13 protein-coding genes, 2 rRNA genes and 1 riboswitch are annotated in these 16,265 nt (G+C 46.2%); of the genes, 1 reads left to right on the top strand and 14 read right to left on the bottom strand.

Annotation, left to right across the window (positions count from 1 at the left end; all coding sequences use genetic code 11):
• Positions 1–3: 3 nt before the first annotated feature.
• From purF to FZC79_RS17445, 12 genes are all read right to left on the bottom strand, one after another.
• Positions 4–1,425, bottom strand: coding sequence for an amidophosphoribosyltransferase (purF, locus tag FZC79_RS17500; protein ID WP_148939543.1), 1,422 nt, complete (start codon positions 1,423–1,425; stop codon positions 4–6).
• On the bottom strand, positions 1,401–3,632 hold the full coding sequence (gene purL, locus FZC79_RS17495; protein WP_148948045.1) for a phosphoribosylformylglycinamidine synthase subunit PurL: 2,232 nt from the start codon (positions 3,630–3,632) through the stop codon (positions 1,401–1,403). The genes purF and purL overlap by 25 nt, the downstream gene beginning before the upstream one ends.
• Positions 3,616–4,302: a phosphoribosylformylglycinamidine synthase subunit PurQ gene (gene purQ / locus FZC79_RS17490; RefSeq protein WP_148948044.1), complete on the bottom strand. Its 687-nt coding sequence runs from the start codon at positions 4,300–4,302 to the stop codon at positions 3,616–3,618. Before purQ ends, purL begins: the two co-directional genes overlap by 17 nt.
• Complete coding sequence (gene purS / locus FZC79_RS17485; protein ID WP_148948043.1) at positions 4,299–4,553, bottom strand: phosphoribosylformylglycinamidine synthase subunit PurS; 255 nt, start codon at positions 4,551–4,553, stop codon at positions 4,299–4,301. The genes purQ and purS overlap by 4 nt, the downstream gene beginning before the upstream one ends.
• Positions 4,541–5,266, bottom strand: coding sequence for a phosphoribosylaminoimidazolesuccinocarboxamide synthase (gene purC, locus FZC79_RS17480; RefSeq protein WP_148948042.1), 726 nt, complete (start codon positions 5,264–5,266; stop codon positions 4,541–4,543). The genes purS and purC overlap by 13 nt, the downstream gene beginning before the upstream one ends.
• A 169-nt stretch (positions 5,267–5,435) precedes the next feature.
• Positions 5,436–6,731 (bottom strand): adenylosuccinate lyase, encoded by a 1,296-nt coding sequence (gene purB / locus FZC79_RS17475; RefSeq protein ID WP_148948041.1) that lies wholly within the window; start codon positions 6,729–6,731, stop codon positions 5,436–5,438.
• Positions 6,728–7,888: a 5-(carboxyamino)imidazole ribonucleotide synthase gene (gene purK, locus FZC79_RS17470; protein ID WP_187442853.1), complete on the bottom strand. Its 1,161-nt coding sequence runs from the start codon at positions 7,886–7,888 to the stop codon at positions 6,728–6,730. Before purK ends, purB begins: the two co-directional genes overlap by 4 nt.
• On the bottom strand, positions 7,875–8,363 hold the full coding sequence (gene purE / locus FZC79_RS17465; RefSeq protein WP_148948040.1) for a 5-(carboxyamino)imidazole ribonucleotide mutase: 489 nt from the start codon (positions 8,361–8,363) through the stop codon (positions 7,875–7,877). Before purE ends, purK begins: the two co-directional genes overlap by 14 nt.
• Positions 8,364–8,572: 209 nt before the next feature.
• A riboswitch (purine riboswitch) is annotated at positions 8,573–8,674 on the bottom strand.
• A gap of 77 nt (positions 8,675–8,751) precedes the next feature.
• Positions 8,752–8,949 (bottom strand): NETI motif-containing protein, encoded by a 198-nt coding sequence (locus tag FZC79_RS17460; protein ID WP_148948039.1) that lies wholly within the window; start codon positions 8,947–8,949, stop codon positions 8,752–8,754.
• Complete coding sequence (locus FZC79_RS17455; protein ID WP_148939535.1) at positions 8,942–9,499, bottom strand: DUF2179 domain-containing protein; 558 nt, start codon at positions 9,497–9,499, stop codon at positions 8,942–8,944. Before FZC79_RS17455 ends, FZC79_RS17460 begins: the two co-directional genes overlap by 8 nt.
• A gap of 358 nt (positions 9,500–9,857) precedes the next feature.
• The gene (locus FZC79_RS17450) at positions 9,858–12,440 is read right to left on the bottom strand and encodes a PAS domain-containing sensor histidine kinase (RefSeq protein ID WP_148948038.1); all 2,583 of its coding nucleotides are present in this window, start codon (positions 12,438–12,440) and stop codon (positions 9,858–9,860) included.
• Positions 12,441–12,713: 273 nt separating this feature from the next.
• Entirely contained in the window at positions 12,714–13,169 is a 456-nt protein-coding gene (locus tag FZC79_RS17445; RefSeq protein ID WP_148948037.1) for a GNAT family N-acetyltransferase, read from the bottom strand.
• Positions 13,170–13,370: 201 nt separating this feature from the next.
• Here FZC79_RS17445 and FZC79_RS17440 point away from each other — a divergent pair, with 201 nt between their 5' ends.
• On the top strand, positions 13,371–14,297 hold the full coding sequence (locus FZC79_RS17440) for a hypothetical protein (RefSeq protein ID WP_148948036.1): 927 nt from the start codon (positions 13,371–13,373) through the stop codon (positions 14,295–14,297).
• 1,544 nt (positions 14,298–15,841) lie between these two features.
• On the opposite strand, the gene rrf is transcribed toward FZC79_RS17440, so the two are convergent.
• Together rrf and FZC79_RS17430 are read right to left on the bottom strand one after the other, a co-directional pair.
• Positions 15,842–15,958, bottom strand: a 5S ribosomal RNA gene (gene rrf, locus FZC79_RS17435).
• Positions 15,959–16,046: 88 nt separating this feature from the next.
• Positions 16,047–16,265 (bottom strand): 23S ribosomal RNA (locus FZC79_RS17430); the annotation flags it as partial.

Below are 16,265 nucleotides of genomic sequence, written 5' to 3'. Positions count from 1 at the left end.
CTCCTAGCGTACGAGCTCTTTTTCATAAGGATGAAGGGTATCCGGGTAGATTTCAGTCGGATATTTGCCGGTAAAGCAGGCAAGACAGTGGCCCCGGTTTTCAGAAGAATCCTTCCGGCCGACAGCTTCCACCATTCCTTCCGCACTTAAAAATGTCAGCGAATCTGCTCCAATGATCTCCCTGATTTCTTCCACTGAACGGGTGCTGGCGATCAGTTCTTCATGAGTGCTGGTATCAATTCCGTAATAGCATGGATTCTTGATCGGAGGCGAGCTGATGACCACATGGACCTCTGTCGCTCCCGCTTCCTTCAGCATCGTGACGATCCTGCGGCTTGTCGTTCCGCGGACAATCGAGTCATCAACCATCACCACGCGTTTTCCTTCCACTACGCCTCTTACTGGGGAAAGCTTCATTTTCACACCCTGCTCCCTAAGCGACTGGGAAGGCTGGATGAACGTCCTGCCGACATACCGGTTCTTGATCAAGCCCATTTCATAGGGAATGCCTGATGCTTCGGCATAACCGATGGCGCTGGAAATACTCGAATCCGGCACTCCTGTGACCACATCCGCCTCAATCGGGGCTTCCTTCGCAAGCTGAATGCCCATCCGTTTTCGGGCACTGTGAACATTGATGCCATGGATGTTGCTGTCCGGTCTTGAAAAATAAACATACTCCATTGTACAAACAGACGTGTTGCAAGAAATCGTGAATTTTTCTGAAGTAATTCCTTCATCATTGATGATCAATAATTCACCAGGCTCGACGTCACGAACGAATTCCGCGCCCGTAATGTCGAATGCACATGTTTCTGATGCCACACAGTAAGAATCTCCGATGCGCCCGAGTGACAGAGGCCTTAACCCATTGGGATCCAGCGCCACCATCATTTCCGTTTCCGTCATAATGATAAAGGCGTAAGCTCCCTTCAACATCGTCAAGGCATTCTTCACTCTGTCCTTCAAAGTCGGGAATCCGCTTCTCTTGATCAAATGAGCGAGCACTTCTGTATCAGAGCTGGTTTGAAAAATGCTTCCCTGGCTTTCAAGCTGATGCTTCAAGGCATTGGCATTCACCAAATTTCCGTTATGAGCGAGAGCGAGGCTTCCGTTTCCGGAATGGAAAAGGAGAGGCTGGACATTTTCATACCCTCCGCCTCCTGCTGTTGCATACCGCACATGTCCGATGGCTGCTTTACCATTCAAGTTGTCGATCGCTCCCTGCTGGAATACCTCTGTTACCAGCCCTTCGCCTTTCACACCTGTGAGTTTTTCTCCATCCGAGACAACAATTCCGGCACCTTCCTGGCCGCGATGCTGGAGACTATGAAGTCCATAATAGGCAATTTGGGCAGCATTGCTGTTGCCCCAAATGCCAAACACACCGCACTCTTCATTTAAGCCTTTGATTTCAGCAAGCATGGGATAGCTCCTTTCCAAGCTGATTCCAATTCTTCCACGGGGGATAACAGAACGACTTTGCCTTCTCCATCGACGAATTTCAGATAAGCTGAATCATTTACTTCTCCTGCCATCTTCGCGTCAGGCACTTCTGCTTCAAACGCTTCTTTGTGTTCTTTCTTCACGGAGACGATGAAGCGGGACTGAGTCTCACTGAATAATTCTGATGTCAAATCCGCTCCGACGCAGATAGTAGCGCCAAGTCCTGTTGTACCGAATGTGGATTCTGCCATTGCGACAGCAAGTCCGCCTTCCGCGATATCATGAGCCGATGCGGCATACCCTTTGCGGATGGCATTTAATAAGGACTCTTGTCTTCTCTTTTCAACATCCAAGTCAAGGGCCGGCGACTTGCCAAAGATTTTGCCGTACATCATCTTTTGCAGCTCGCTTCCGCCAAACTCGTTTGCAGCTTCGCCGATAACATAAATTAAATCTCCTGCAGCCTTGAACTCCTGAGTCGTGATATGGGAAAGGTCCTCTACAAGCCCGACCATACCGACAACCGGCGTTGGATAGACGGCTTTGCCTTTTGACTCATTGTATAAAGAAACGTTTCCTCCGATGACAGGTGTGGAAAGCATGTTACAAGCCTCACTCATCCCGTCGACCGCTTTCTCGATCTGCCAGAATATTTCTGGTTTCTCCGGGTTCCCGAAATTCAGGCAGTCCGTAATCGCGAGCGGAACGCCTCCCGAGCAGACGATATTGCGGGCAGCTTCGGCAACCGCGATCTTCCCGCCTGTTTCCGGATCAAGATAGAGATAACGGGAATTGCAATCCGTAGTCATCGCCAATGCCTTCTTCGTCCCTCTGATCCTGATGACTGCTGCATCTGACCCTGGACTTACAACCGTGTTCGTGCGTACCTGGTGGTCATATTGGTCATAGACCCACTCTTTGCTGGCAATCGTCGGCTGTGAAAGCAGCTTGACCAAAGTTTCCTGGTGATCGATCACAGCCGGAGTTTCCGCATTCATCTCTTGAAACTCTTTAAAATAAGCAGGTTCTTGAGAAGGCTTGTGATAGACAGGAGCGTCTTCAGCAAGAGCATCCACCGGCACGTCCGCAACGATTTCGCCTTTGTGAAGAAGTCTCAGTGTACGGTCCTCTGTTACACGGCCGATGGCCACTGCATCCAGGTCATACTTGGAAACGATCTTCTCGATTTCAGCTTCGCGCCCTTTTTCCACGACGATCAGCATTCTTTCCTGTGATTCAGAGAGCATCATTTCATAAGGCGTCATGCCTCTTTCACGCTGCGGCACAAGGTCGAGGTTCATCTCGATACCAGATCCCGCTTTACTCGCCATTTCGGCTGAAGAACTGGTAAGCCCAGCTGCGCCCATATCCTGGATTCCGATAAGTGCATCCGACTTGATCAATTCAAGGCAGGCTTCCAATAGAAGTTTTTCCATAAACGGATCGCCGACCTGGACTGCCGGGCGCTTCTCTTCGGATTCTTCCCCAAGTTCCTCTGATGCGAATGTCGCTCCGTGAATCCCGTCACGTCCTGTTTTTGCACCAATATACATCACAGTGTTGCCGGTGCCCTTGGCGATGCCTTTTTGGATATCCTCATGGTTGATCAACCCGACACACATCGCATTGACAAGAGGGTTTCCTTCATAGGCAGCATCGAACTGAACCTCTCCGCCGACCGTCGGGATGCCGATGCAGTTTCCGTAGCCTGCAATGCCTGCGACTACTTCTTCAAAAAGGTACTTAACACGAGGAGAATCCAATTCTCCAAAGCGTAAAGAGTTGAGTAATGCGACAGGCCTCGCACCCATTGAAAATACATCTCGGATAATTCCGCCGACACCTGTTGCCGCGCCCTGATAAGGCTCGATCGCTGACGGGTGATTATGGCTTTCAATCTTGAAAACAACTGCTTGCTGATCTCCGATGTCGACAATTCCTGCTCCTTCCCCAGGCCCTTGAAGAACCCTCTCTCCTGTCACAGGGAATTTCTTCAGGACCGGCTTTGAGTTTTTGTAGCTGCAATGCTCTGACCACATAACAGAGAAGAGCCCCGTTTCGGTATAGTTAGGCGTTCTTCCGAGGATGTTTTCCACCATTGTGAACTCTTCATCCGTCAGTCCCATCTCACGGTAGATTTTCTCAGTCTTGATTCTGGTTTCGTTCGGCTCAAGCATTAACGGCATGTTGTTCCCTCCAGTGCTTTACAATTGATTGAAATAATTTAAGGCCATCCGCGCTTCCCAGCAGGTCATCCATTGCTCTTTCAGGGTGAGGCATCATTCCAAGGACATTACCCGCAGCATTCGTGATTCCCGCAATGGCCGCTGTGCTTCCATTAGGATTTCCGCCATCATATGAAAATACGATTCTGTTGTTCTCTTTCAATTCCTGCAGGGTGTTTTCATCGCAGTAATAGTTGCCTTCCCCATGGGCTACAGGCACTTGCAGGACTTCGCCTTTTTCATAGCTTCCTGTGAACAACGTTTCATTGTTCTCGACTTTCAACGGCACAGTGCGGCAGATGAACTTCAAGCCATCATTACGAAGAAGCGCTCCCGGCAGCAGTCCAGCTTCCAGCAAAATTTGAAATCCATTGCAGACACCAAGAACCGGTTTTCCCGCTTGAGCTGCCTTGACCACTTCGCTCATGACATTGGAAAAACGGGCAATCGATCCGCAGCGCAGATAATCTCCATAAGAGAATCCCCCAGGCAGAAGAATAGCATCATAGTCTTCCAGATTGTCAGCGTCATGCCAGACGTATTCGACTTCTTCCCCGATTTCATCTTTGATGGCATGGTACATATCGATATCACAGTTCGAGCCCGGAAATACGATTACAGCAAACTTCATTGAACCGTCAACTCCTCAATTTCGTAGCTGTAATCCTCGATGACCGGATTGGCCAGCAGCTTGCTGCACATATCCTCAACGGTTTCTTCCACACTCTTGTCAGAAGGAGAGATTGTCAGTTCCATATATTTACCGATGCGCACATCTTCCACACCGCTGTAATTCATGCTGTGAAGTGAGTTCTGGACAGCCTTCCCCTGTGGATCCAATACGCTTTCTCTTAACGTGATAAATACCTTTACTTTGTACATGCTTCTTTTCCTCCCAATCGTTCCAGAATAATAGAATAAACCTCTGTCAAACTGCCCAATCCCCTGCGGAATACATCCTTATCAAGCTTCTGGTCTGTTTCCATGTCCCAAAGCCTGCAGGTATCAGGCGAGATTTCATCAGCGAGCACGATCCGCCCCTCACTGTCTTTTCCGAACTCCAGTTTGAAATCGATTAATTTGATGTCTATTTCCTCAAAAATTTCCGTTAACACTGCATCCACTTTCAACCCCTGGATCTTCAGGAACTCAACCTCTTCTCGGCTTGCCAGCTCCAGCAGGTCAATATGGGCATCCGTCAACAGCGGATCACCGAGCTCGTCATCTTTATAGTAAAACTCGACGATACTGTGCCTTAAAGCAGTTCCTTCTTTCAATCCAAGTCGTTTTGCTAAACTTCCGGCCGCAACATTTCTGACCACAACTTCCAGAGGAATGATATCCACCCGCTTCACCAGCTGTTCATTCTCTGAAATCCTTTTGATAAAATGACTCTCAATCCCTTTGTTTTTCAGCTTCGAAAACAGCAGACTGCTAATCTCGTTATTCAAAACCCCTTTGCCGACGATTTCTGCCTTCTTCTCCCCATTAAAGGCAGTCGCCGAATCCTTATATTCCACCCAAACCTCTTCGTTGTTCTCCGTACTGTAGATCCTCTTTGCTTTCCCCTCGTATAAAAGACCCTGCTTCTGCATCCCCACAAATCCCCTTTTCTATACTGAAGTGTGTGCTTTACCGCTTCACCGCACTAAGAGGGACAGTCCCTTTTCACGCTTTAAAGCACTAAATCAAAACCGAATATTAGCAATCTTCAGTCTATGTTTTGTAAAAAAAGGAAGAGACCCCTCTCTTCCTTTTATAGAATTACTTTAATCCGCAGCGCTCGAAGATCGTGTCGACATGCTTCAGGTGGTGACGGTAATCAAAGCAGTCGTCAATCTCAGCAGGTGAAAGCCTGGATGTGATTTTCTCTTCGCCCTCTATAAGAGTACGGAATGGCACTTGCTGCTCCCATGCTTCCATTGCTTTCGGCTGGACCGTATCATACGCTTCCTCACGAGCTATCCCTTTGTCGATAAGAGCAAGCAGGACACGCTGAGAATAAATCAGTCCGAGCGAAGCATTCATATTTCGCTGCATATTCTCAGGATAAACGGTCAGATTCTTAACGATATTGCTGAAACGGTTCAGCATATAGTTCAGGGCAATGGTCGCATCCGGCAGGATTACACGTTCCGCGGAAGAGTGAGAGATATCACGTTCATGCCAAAGCGGCACATTCTCATACGCCGTCATCATGTATCCACGGATGACACGGGCCATTCCTGTCATATTCTCCGATCCAATCGGATTGCGTTTATGCGGCATTGCAGAAGACCCTTTTTGGCCTTTAGCGAAAAACTCTTCCACTTCGCGTGTTTCACTTTTTTGAAGACCGCGGATTTCAACCGCAAACTTCTCAATAGAAGTCGCAATCAGAGCGATCATGCTCATATAGTGGGCGTGGCGGTCGCGCTGCAATGTTTGTGTGGAAACAGGGGCTGCAGTCAATCCGAGCTTTTCGCACACATAAGATTCGACGAAAGGATCTATATTCGCATAAGTCCCGACTGCACCGGAGATTTTACCGAACTCTACTCCTTCAGCCGCTTCTTTAAAACGCTTCAGGTTTCTCTTCATTTCTTCATACCAAAGGGCAAGCTTCAATCCAAACGTGGTCGGTTCCGCATGCACACCATGCGTTCTCCCCATCATTACAGTGTCCTTATGCTCGATCGCTTTATTTTTAAGGATCTCAATGAAGTTCTCCAGGTCCTTAATGATGATTTCGTTTGCCTGGCGAAGCACATAAGACAGCGCTGTATCAACGACATCCGTTGAAGTCAGCCCGTAATGAACCCATTTCCGCTCTTCGCCCAGTGTTTCAGAAACCGCTCTTGTAAAAGCAACAACATCATGGCGTGTTTCTTCTTCGATTTCTTTGATCCTCTCTACATCAAAGCCGGCGTTCTCTCTGATCTTCGCAACATCTTCCTTAGGAATATCTCCTATTTCAGCCCAAGCCTCACAGGCCAAAATCTCTACTTCAAGCCATGCCTGAAAGCGGTTCTCCTCTGTCCATATCGCTCCCATTTCCGGGCGGGTATAACGTTCAATCATGATAGTTTTCCTCCGATCATCTCTTTACTGTTCCATATGCCTGTTTCATTTACTTTTTGTAAAGTTGTCTCGATATCACTCGTCAGAATGGTCACATGCCCCATTTTGCGCTTCGCTTTCGGTTCATCTTTTCCATAGAGATGAATGCTCCAGTCCGGCTGATTCGGGATGCTTTCGACCACTGCCTCAAGGTGCTCTCCCAATATATTGACCATGACTGCAGGCTTGATGATTTCCGTGCCTTTCAACGGCCAGTTGCAGATCGCCCTGATATGCTGGGCGAATTGCGACGTCTCGCAGGCCTCGATGGAAAAGTGGCCCGAATTATGCGGGCGCGGCGCCAGCTCATTGACATAAATCTCACCTGATTCTGTTAAAAACATTTCAACCGCCAGCGTCCCAACCATATCCAGGGTTTCTGCGACTTTTTTCGCTATACTAACAGCCTTCTCATTGTCTGTGCGGCTTATTCTGGCAGGTGCGATCGTCTGATGAAGAATATTGTCTCTGTGGATGTTCTCAACGGCCGGAAAAACACTGAGTTTCCCCGACGGTGTCCGGTTCACAATGACGGATACTTCTTTTTCAAAGAGCATCCACTTTTCCAAAACACAAGGTCCGTTGGCCAGCAGGACTGCAGCTTTTTGAATATCTTCCTCATTGAAGAGGACGACCTGCCCCTTCCCGTCATACCCGCCTCTTGCTGTCTTCAGGACAGCCGGGTAGCCAAGCTTATCCGCCTTACCGCCGATTTCCTGTTCATTGGTGATGACTTCATAAGGAGCAACTTCCACCCCTCCGTATACAAGGGCTTCCTTTTCCGCGATCCGGTTCTGCGTGATTCGGATCAATTCGGCTCCCTGAGGAACATACGCTTTTTCCGAAAGATCCTTCAGTGCTTCATAATCTATATTTTCAAATTCATATGTAATCACATCGCTGACTGCTGCCAGTTTTTCCAGGGCCTCACGATCTTCATAGTCCGCCAAGATCACTTCATCCGCAACCTGTGCGCAAGGACCGTTGCTGCCCGGGTCTAAAACAGCGATTCTAAAACCCGCTTCCTTTGCTGCCAATGCCATCATTCTGCCAAGCTGGCCGCCGCCGATAATGCCGATTGTCTGTCCTGGGCAGATCACTTTGTTATTCAAGCTCATCACTGCTCTCCACCACTTTTTGCCTTAAAGCTTCTCTATTTTCATCCAGGCTGCGGGCTAATTCCTCATCCTGGGTGGAAAGAATCTGTGCCGCAAGCAGGCCTGCATTCTTCGCCCCCGCTTCTCCGATCGCCACTGTGGCTACCGGAACACCGCCAGGCATCTGAACGATGGACAGAAGTGAATCCAGCCCATTAAGCGCCTTCGATTGAACAGGTACTCCGATAACAGGAAGTGTCGTCTTCGCCGCTACCATACCTGGAAGATGCGCAGCGCCGCCAGCACCGGCAATGATCACTTTCAATCCTCTCTCACGCGCACCCTCTGCATAATTGAACATCAGGTCAGGCGTCCTGTGAGCAGAGACAACTTTTTTTTCGTAAATGATGCCATACTCGTCTAGAATATCACAAGCCTGCTTCATTGTTTTCCAATCAGAAGTACTTCCCATGACAACTCCTACTTTTGGCTGCATATTGTTACCTCCTGGAATATATATTTTGGTTCGCTGCATTCAATCAACCTATAAAACTCTTTTGGGTTTACTTTTGTGTACCTGGCACCAGGTCACTAAAAACACAAAAGCCCGGATTAACGCTTCTCATGAGAGAAAGCAGTTAATCCGGGCTCAAACAGCCTGGGCACGGTCCCCTGAAAGGATAGACCTATGGCCGGGTTGTTTACCAGACAGCTACTTTCCCTCATAGTCCAGTCATTTACGGTAACCGGGTAGATACTTATGGGCCATATTCCCAAGATTATATGAGGGTGTTTTCTTGTTGTTTTCATCATAACAACAGCACAACGCAACTGTCAACGAAAAATCGAACGATAATAAAATTCAGAAAATTAATGTTCGTATTTTAGACGTTTTTTCTTCCTTCAAATATTATTTGTTGTCTGGCAGGGACGTATTCCACCTTGCCATTCTTCTTCTCTTCGTTGAAAACAGGCTTTTCCATCCGCCTTACAGGTGAATAGCCTTCCTGTTTCATCCTGTCGAGGCATTGAGCAATACTTTCATTTTCTACAACTTCAAACATCTTTTTATTTTTACTCATTGTCAGGTAAATTTTCCTTTCTGATTTTTCTAACAGCCTTCACCCAGAAGCCTCCATGGATCGTTTTTGGCTCATACGCAATGATGAATGCTTTCGGATCCAGTTCCTTAATGGTCTGATACAGCTTCATTTCATATTTTCTTGGAGTCAGAATCTGCATGGCCATCCTGTCTCCTTCCAGGCCATGGGCGGCCCAGTTGGTCACCCCGTACCCCTTTGACCGCAACCTGTCCGGCAGGGCTTTATCATAATCAGCTGTTATTACATTGACGGTGATGTAACCCAGGGCGAGCTTCTCCTCAATTTTCATCCCGACAATAACTCCAAGCCCATATCCAATGGCATAGGCAGCGAGATTCTGAATCTCATTCAGGTTATCCAAGACAAGACCCAGTCCTACGACATATATGACCACTTCGAACATACTGACAAACGCGGCAACATACCTGTAGCCCTTCAGCGTGAGAATCATCCGGATCGTAAAAAACGAAACATACACGATATTAATGATCAGAATGATGGCAACCATGACATAACTATTCTCTAGCAATCCGTTCTCCTCCTCTGATCATTGGAACAGCACAAACTTGAAACCCGCCTGCTGCTCCTGGATTTCTACCTACTCTACTAGAATTTTCCCCTTTTGTGAACAGATAATCCGCAAATTACGATAAATTGCGAAAAGGGGCGACTGCGCTGGCATTGAATTACAGCTGGTTATCAGCGGTATGTACAGATTTATCGGCGGAAACGAACTGGTTATCAGCGGAAAGTGAAGATTTATCGGCGAAAACGCATACTTTATCAGCGCTTTTCCCTTTTTATCAGCGGAAACCACCTTTTTATCGGCAAAACATCTACTTCAGCTCTACCTCATAAAAAAAGAGAGTGGAATCCACCCTCTCTGGTTATTTTCTATTAGTTACAGGAAGGCTGACTTCGACAATTGTTCCCCTGCCCTGAACACTTTTTATGACGATCGCCCCTCTATGCTCATGAGCTATCTTCTTGCAAAGCAGAAGCCCAAGGCCCGTACCCTTCTCCTTAATAGAATAAAAAGGTTCACCAAGACGCTTTAAACGCTCAGGGGGAATCCCTACTCCCTCATCCTTGATCCGTACCACTATATGCTTATGCTCACGGATAGCCGACACATCTATGGTCCCGCCTTCAGGCATAGCTTCCAGGCTGTTTCTGAAGATATTTAAGAACAGCTGGCGGATCTTTTCCTTCACTCCCCGAAGTTCCTGCCGGGAAGGGGTCATGCGGAAGTCTATTTCAGCCCCGCACTCTCTGAGCTGGCGCTTAAAGGAAGAAACCAGGGGAATGAGGACATCCTCGAACAGCAGGATATCTTCTTCTCTAGCTGCTTCTGGCTCAGCCAAAACCAGGAACTCACTTGTGACTAGGTTGATACTCTCCAGCTCATCCAAAACAATATTGAGATAATCATGATTGATCACTTCTTCATTTCGCATTAATTTAAGAAACCCAAGGGAGCTGGTCAGAGGATTTTTGATTTCATGAGCAACCCCTGCTGCAAGCTGCCCTGCCAGCGCAAGTTTTTCCTTCTCTTTAATCATTTTATCCATTTCTACTTTGGCCGTTATGTCCTGAAAAGTCGCTATCACCTTTTCAACCCTATCTTCTTCCTCCATGAGCACGTTCCTCGTATTCACAAGGATCCACTTCAAGCTTTTATGCTGGGGATGTTGAAAGCCCATAATGAAATTTCTGATTTCCTTTTGCGTCCTGACCGCTTTCCTCCAGGGATGCTCTTTGAGGCTGAGTTCATCACCATTCTCATCTAAAAGCAGCCACTTGTGATTTTCCAAGCTTAACTTCATGATTTTCTCCTTGGGAAGCCCGATAATCTCCTCAGCATTCTGGTTGGCAAAAATTACTCTGCCGCTGCTATCCTGCACCGTAATGCCGCATGCAATTGCGTCATAATATTTTCCCCTCTGCTGCTCAAGCAGTTTTCTGTCAGTAATATCGTACATTGTAACCAATGCACCTTCATCAAACCCAAGAGAAAGAACCTTCACTTCAAAATATTTTCTTACTCCGTTCTGAAGCACATGAATTTCCTGCGGATCAGATCCACTCATCAATTTAAGGAGGTCAATTGGCTTCTGATTCCCCCCGGTTTCAGACAGCTGATCGAACAGGGCCTGTCCAGGGATTCCCACCAAGTGACCCTCTTTCTGTCCCATCAATTTAATCAGGGAATGATTCACGAAAGTCACCCGCAGTTCTTTACATAATCCAATGAGGATCTCGTCTGTGGAACTCAGGATATTTTCCATCCTCCCGTTCATCTTCCTCAGGTCAGATTCCGCTTTCTTTTGCAAGCTGACGTCTCTAATCACAAGATGAATGAACGTCTCGCCCTGCACCTTCCTCGTTATCCCCTTCACTTCCACCGTCACTCTGCTGAAATCCGGCCTGATGACCTCAACATCAATTATGTTATGTGAAAAATCTTCCTTGCTGACCATGCCTTTGTAGTAAGCCAGAGCTTTATCCCTGTCATAAGGATGCACTCTCGAGAATAAGGAATCCCTCCTGGCCATTTCAGAAGGGTAGCCTAAAATCTTCTGGGCTTCCTTATTTAAATACATCATATTTTCCTCTGAAAAAACCACGATGCCATCCGGGTTATCTTCTACAAGGCTGCGATATTTTTGCGTACTCTCCAACAGCGTTTCTTCATATTGCTTTCTCTCTGAAATGTCAATTCCAGAACCAATGATATACCCTTTTCCGGTCTCATCTTCCTTCATAAAGGAAACTGACCATTGAACAAAAAGCTTCTCACCCTTCTTTGAAATCCAGCAGCTCTCATGATTCTCCTCCGGTTTCAAGCCTCCCTGGCAGGTTCGTTTAAAAGACATCTGCTGCTCTTCATTCACAAGGAAATTCCAGATCACCCTGCCTTTCACTTCATCCGCAGTATAACCTGTCTTCTCCTCAGTGAATGTATTCATGCTGATAATGCGTCCGCTTCGGTCCATGATAATGATGTAAGCCTGTATCCCATCAAGCAGCTCCATCGTTCTGTTCCTTTCAGCCAGCCACTCATCCTGCACAGCTTTTTTTGTCTCGATATTTCGGATTATATGGAGAACATATTGCTTACTATTGACCTCAACCATAGCTGACTTCATCTCAACCACAACCGATTCTCGATCCTTTATACAAAGCTCGATTTCCAGCATAGCCCGCTTTTTCTCTATAAGACGCTTCTTTATAAGGTCCAACAGCATGCTGCTTATATTGGAGAAAAGGGTTTGGTCAGGATTTAGTTTCAATAAATCCTTCATTTCGTATCCCAGTAGATCACAAGCAGCCGGATTGGCTCCAATAAAGAAGCAATCCCTGGAACCATCAGAGGCAAACTGCGTAATCAATACAGCGTCATCGGTATTTTCATAAAAAGCGGCAAGAAGGGCATGGATCTCCTTACTAACAGCGGTCGGGGTATTCACGCCTTCCCCCCCTTTCGATATTAAAAGTTTTATAGTGATAGATTTAAAAAAAGAGCGGTATAACTAAACAAAGTCTATTATAAAGAGTTATACAGAGGAAAAACTGGTTTGAAGATAGGTGGGGATTCCTTCCGCAGAAAAACGACTATTTCGAACTCTGAATTATAATTTAAAGGTATGCTAAAAAGACAGAAAAGTCAAACACATATTGAGAGAAATAGCAATTTTAAATAGGCTGGTTAAACTTTTCGCCGTTTACCAGCCAGCACGGCCTCACAATTCCTTTGTCATAAATAAACTGTTCGGATCTTCCATATAACCACCAAATGGCCCACAATAGTGAAAACCAAAACTCTCATACAGCTTCCTGGCAGGTTCAAAAGCCATCATGGAACCCGTCTCTAAACTCAGCCGTATATACCCCCGCTTCTTCGCCTCATCCATTATATATAGCAAAAGCCCACGTGAAACTCCCTTCCTTAAATGAAATGGAGAGGTTTTCATCGATTTAATCTCCCCATGACGGGAATCCATCTCCTTAAGAGCTCCACACCCGACCAACACTCCACCCTCCCACGCACTCCAAAAAGTGACCTCAGGCTTCCTCAAACCCTCCAGATCCAACGCATGCCTGCTTTCTGCCGGTGAATGCATTTCCATATTACGAAGGTGGTCCCTAATCAGCTCCTGGATAGCATCCCCCGTTAGATCATCCACTTTAATCTCCATAAGATTCTCTCCTTTTCAAAAACAGCTGTTAATACCCTAAGAATTCTTCATTACTTCGAAATAACCTCTTTATTTTATCATCCGAAAAAAAATCGCACTTCGCTAACCTGTTTTTCCGTTACCCCTTGCTTATTTAAAAGCAAAAACAGGCATTGCATTAGAACGTAATATAAATTACTTTATAGATAAAGGGGTGGGAATATGAAAAATACATATTTAGACTTTCTAGTTTTACAAAGATCCGCTATCGATCTAATTAAAGAAGAAAAATATCAAGACGCAATTAAAAGCTTAGAAGACGCGAAAACCATTTTTCCTAATAAAGTGGACAGAATAGGACATTGGCTTACAGGTATTTACTGTATCCAAAATAATAAAAAAGACGCTCTCAAAGAACTAAAAGAAGTACTGCATAAAGGTTTATACTGGAATCCAAATATATTAACAAACGATACTGACTTATCCTTAATTCAGGACTCTGAAGAATTTGCAGAAATCATCCACAAAAGCAAGGAGTTATACAATCTTCATAAACGAAACTCAAGTTCGCTGCTTCATACGGTAGGAAATAGTCAATCTGAAACTACCATCACAGCTTTACATTGGAAAAATTCAAATGCCTTAGACTTTTCTCAGCAAATAGTTACTGACAATCTAAGAGACAGATATTTATTTTCCTTTATTCAATCTTCTCAACTGTTTAGTCATGGCTGCTATCATTGGGATGATTACGATATGGCTAAGAATGAAATTGAGAATTCGGACGTTAAATTCAATGATAAGGTTGAATCGGCTATCAAAAATAGAATTATATTCGGAGCCTCCCAAGGAGCAGATACAGCCATTCAAATGTATTTTGAACCGACTAGAGATTACGATACAGTAATTGCGCTGTTACCCACCCTAGCGAACCTGGACATTATTGAAGAAAAAATAAAAACACATCAAAAAACAAAGGTGAAGTTTGTAATTATTACTGGTGATAAAGATTATTACTATACTAACGTCCTGGAAGCAATGCCTATTTTTGAAAAATACAATGTTCCTTGTAAATTAATCGTTATCGAAGGAATGGGCCACACCATACCAGAAAACTTTGAAGAATTATTTGAAGAGAATATAAGATAGTAAAATCGAAGATAGCCGATTCCCAACTCGAATCGGCTGTTTTACAATCAAAAAAGCAGTGACAACTTCAAAGCGATTTGTCATCCCTTATTTTTCATCAAATTATTTGGAGATGAGCTGCGGATCTCTTCGTCTGCTAGGCTCGTTCCCATCCTCATGGGCAGTCACCCACTGCGGTGCTCCCCCTCTCATCCTCGACCTTCCTTCTCCTCTCCACCCTTAGCTCTTTCGTTGAATTCCACAACGTGAAGACATATATCTAATACGAAAAGGGGGCACTTATGTATGCAGTGACGCATCGTGAGGACATATCTACTCCAATAACAAGTCACTCATATACTCAGAGACGCAACGTGAGGACATATCTTTGCCAAAAACAAGTCACTCATGTACCCATAGCGGCAACGTGAGGACATATCTATGCCGAAAAGGGGGCACTCATGTATCCAGAGCGGCAACGTGAGGACATATCTACTCAAAAAACGAGTCACTCATGTATCCAGAGCGGCAACGTGAGGACATATCTACTCAAAAAACGAGTCACTCATGTATCCAGAGCGGCAACGTGAGGACATATCTACGACCAAAACGAGTCACTCATGTATCCAGAGCGGCAACGTGAGGACATATCTACTCAAAAAACGAGTCACTCATGTATCTAGAGCGGCAACGTGAAGAAATATCTATTCCAAAACAAGTCACTCATCTCCTCAGAGACTCAGCGTGATTACATATCTATGCCGAAAAGGGGGCACTCATGTAACCAACGGCCCAACGCGAGGATCTATCTACTCCTTAAACTAGTCACTCATGTAACCGGAGAAGATTTATTAGGGGAATTTTTCTAAAAAAAGAGCACCCCTTGGGTACTCTTTAATTTTGCCTGGCGACGTCCTACTCTCACAGGGGGAGCCCCAACTTCCATCGGCGATGAGAATCTATTTTGGGGATCTCCCCCTTTTTTGAATACAAAAAAAGAGCACCTCTTCGGATACTCTTTGGATCGCCTGGCGACGTCCTACTCACACAGGGGGAGCCCCAACTACCATCGGCGCTGAAGGCTCGGACGGCGATGAGCGGCGAATCTCTTCGTCCGCTTCGCTCGTTCACATCCTCATGGGCGGTTGCCCACTGCGGTGCTCTCTCCCTCGCGTCCTCGACCTTCTTGCTCCTCCCCGTCCTCGCTCCTGCGTCTTATGGATTTTGCGGAGGGAAAGGCATTTCTCTCTTTTTATTTTAAATACAAAAAAGAGCACCTCTTCGGGTACTCTTTGGTTTGCCTGGCGACGTCCTACTCTCACAGGGGGAGTCCCAACTACCATCGGCGCTGAAGGCGAGGATGGCGATGAGCGGCGAATCTCTTCGTCCGCTTCGCTCGCTCACATCCTCATGGGCGGTTGCCCACTGCGGTGCTCTCTCCCTCTCGTCCTCGACCTTCTTGCTCCTCCCCATCCTCGCTCCTGCGGGGAATGAGAATCTATTTTGGGGATCTCCCCCTTTTTTGAATACAAAAAAAGAGCACCTCTTCGGGTACTCTTTGGTTTGCCTGGCGACGTCCTACTCTCACAGGGGGAGATCCCCCAACTACCATCGGCGCTGAAGAGCTTAACTTCCGTGTTCGGCATGGGAACGGGTGTGACCTCTTCGCCTTAGTCACCAGACATATTTTGTTGAAAGAACATTGTTCTTTCAAAACTAGATAAAGTATCAGAAGAAAGAAGAAAGTATTCCGAGTTTCGCTGTTATTTCGTGGTTAAGTCCTCGATCGATTAGTATCTGTCAGCTGCACGTGTCGCCACGCTTCCACCTCAGACCTATCTACCTGATCATCTTTCAGGGATCTTACTCACATAAAGTGATGGGAAATCTCATCTCGAGGGGGGCTTCATGCTTAGATGCTTTCAGCACTTATCCCTTCCGCACATAGCTACCCAGCGATGCCTTTGGCAAGACAACTGGTACACCAGC

This window comes from Rossellomorea vietnamensis (genome assembly GCF_008180615.1).
GTDB classification, from domain to species: Bacteria; Bacillota; Bacilli; order Bacillales; family Bacillaceae_B; genus Rossellomorea; species Rossellomorea vietnamensis_D.
This window is presented reverse-complemented; position numbering and strand designations above follow the sequence as displayed.

Excerpts from the sequence above, each read along its gene's own strand:
- purF (WP_148939543.1), bottom strand. The coding sequence starts at position 1,425 with ATGCTTGCTGAAATCAAAGGCTTAAATGAAGAGTGCGGTGTGTTTGGC.
- purL (WP_148948045.1), bottom strand. The coding sequence starts at position 3,632 with ATGCCGTTAATGCTTGAGCCGAACGAAACCAGAATCAAGACTGAGAAA.
- purQ (WP_148948044.1), bottom strand. The coding sequence starts at position 4,302 with ATGAAGTTTGCTGTAATCGTATTTCCGGGCTCGAACTGTGATATCGAT.
- purS (WP_148948043.1), bottom strand. The coding sequence starts at position 4,553 with ATGTACAAAGTAAAGGTATTTATCACGTTAAGAGAAAGCGTATTGGAT.
- purC (WP_148948042.1), bottom strand. The coding sequence starts at position 5,266 with ATGCAGAAGCAGGGTCTTTTATACGAGGGGAAAGCAAAGAGGATCTAC.
- purB (WP_148948041.1), bottom strand. The coding sequence starts at position 6,731 with ATGATTGAACGTTATACCCGCCCGGAAATGGGAGCGATATGGACAGAG.
- purK (WP_187442853.1), bottom strand. The coding sequence starts at position 7,888 with ATGAGCTTGAATAACAAAGTGATCTGCCCAGGACAGACAATCGGCATT.
- purE (WP_148948040.1), bottom strand. The coding sequence starts at position 8,363 with ATGCAGCCAAAAGTAGGAGTTGTCATGGGAAGTACTTCTGATTGGAAA.
- FZC79_RS17460 (WP_148948039.1), bottom strand. The coding sequence starts at position 8,949 with ATGAGTAAAAATAAAAAGATGTTTGAAGTTGTAGAAAATGAAAGTATT.
- FZC79_RS17445 (WP_148948037.1), bottom strand. The coding sequence starts at position 13,169 with ATGGAGATTAAAGTGGATGATCTAACGGGGGATGCTATCCAGGAGCTG.
- FZC79_RS17440 (WP_148948036.1), top strand. The coding sequence starts at position 13,371 with ATGAAAAATACATATTTAGACTTTCTAGTTTTACAAAGATCCGCTATC.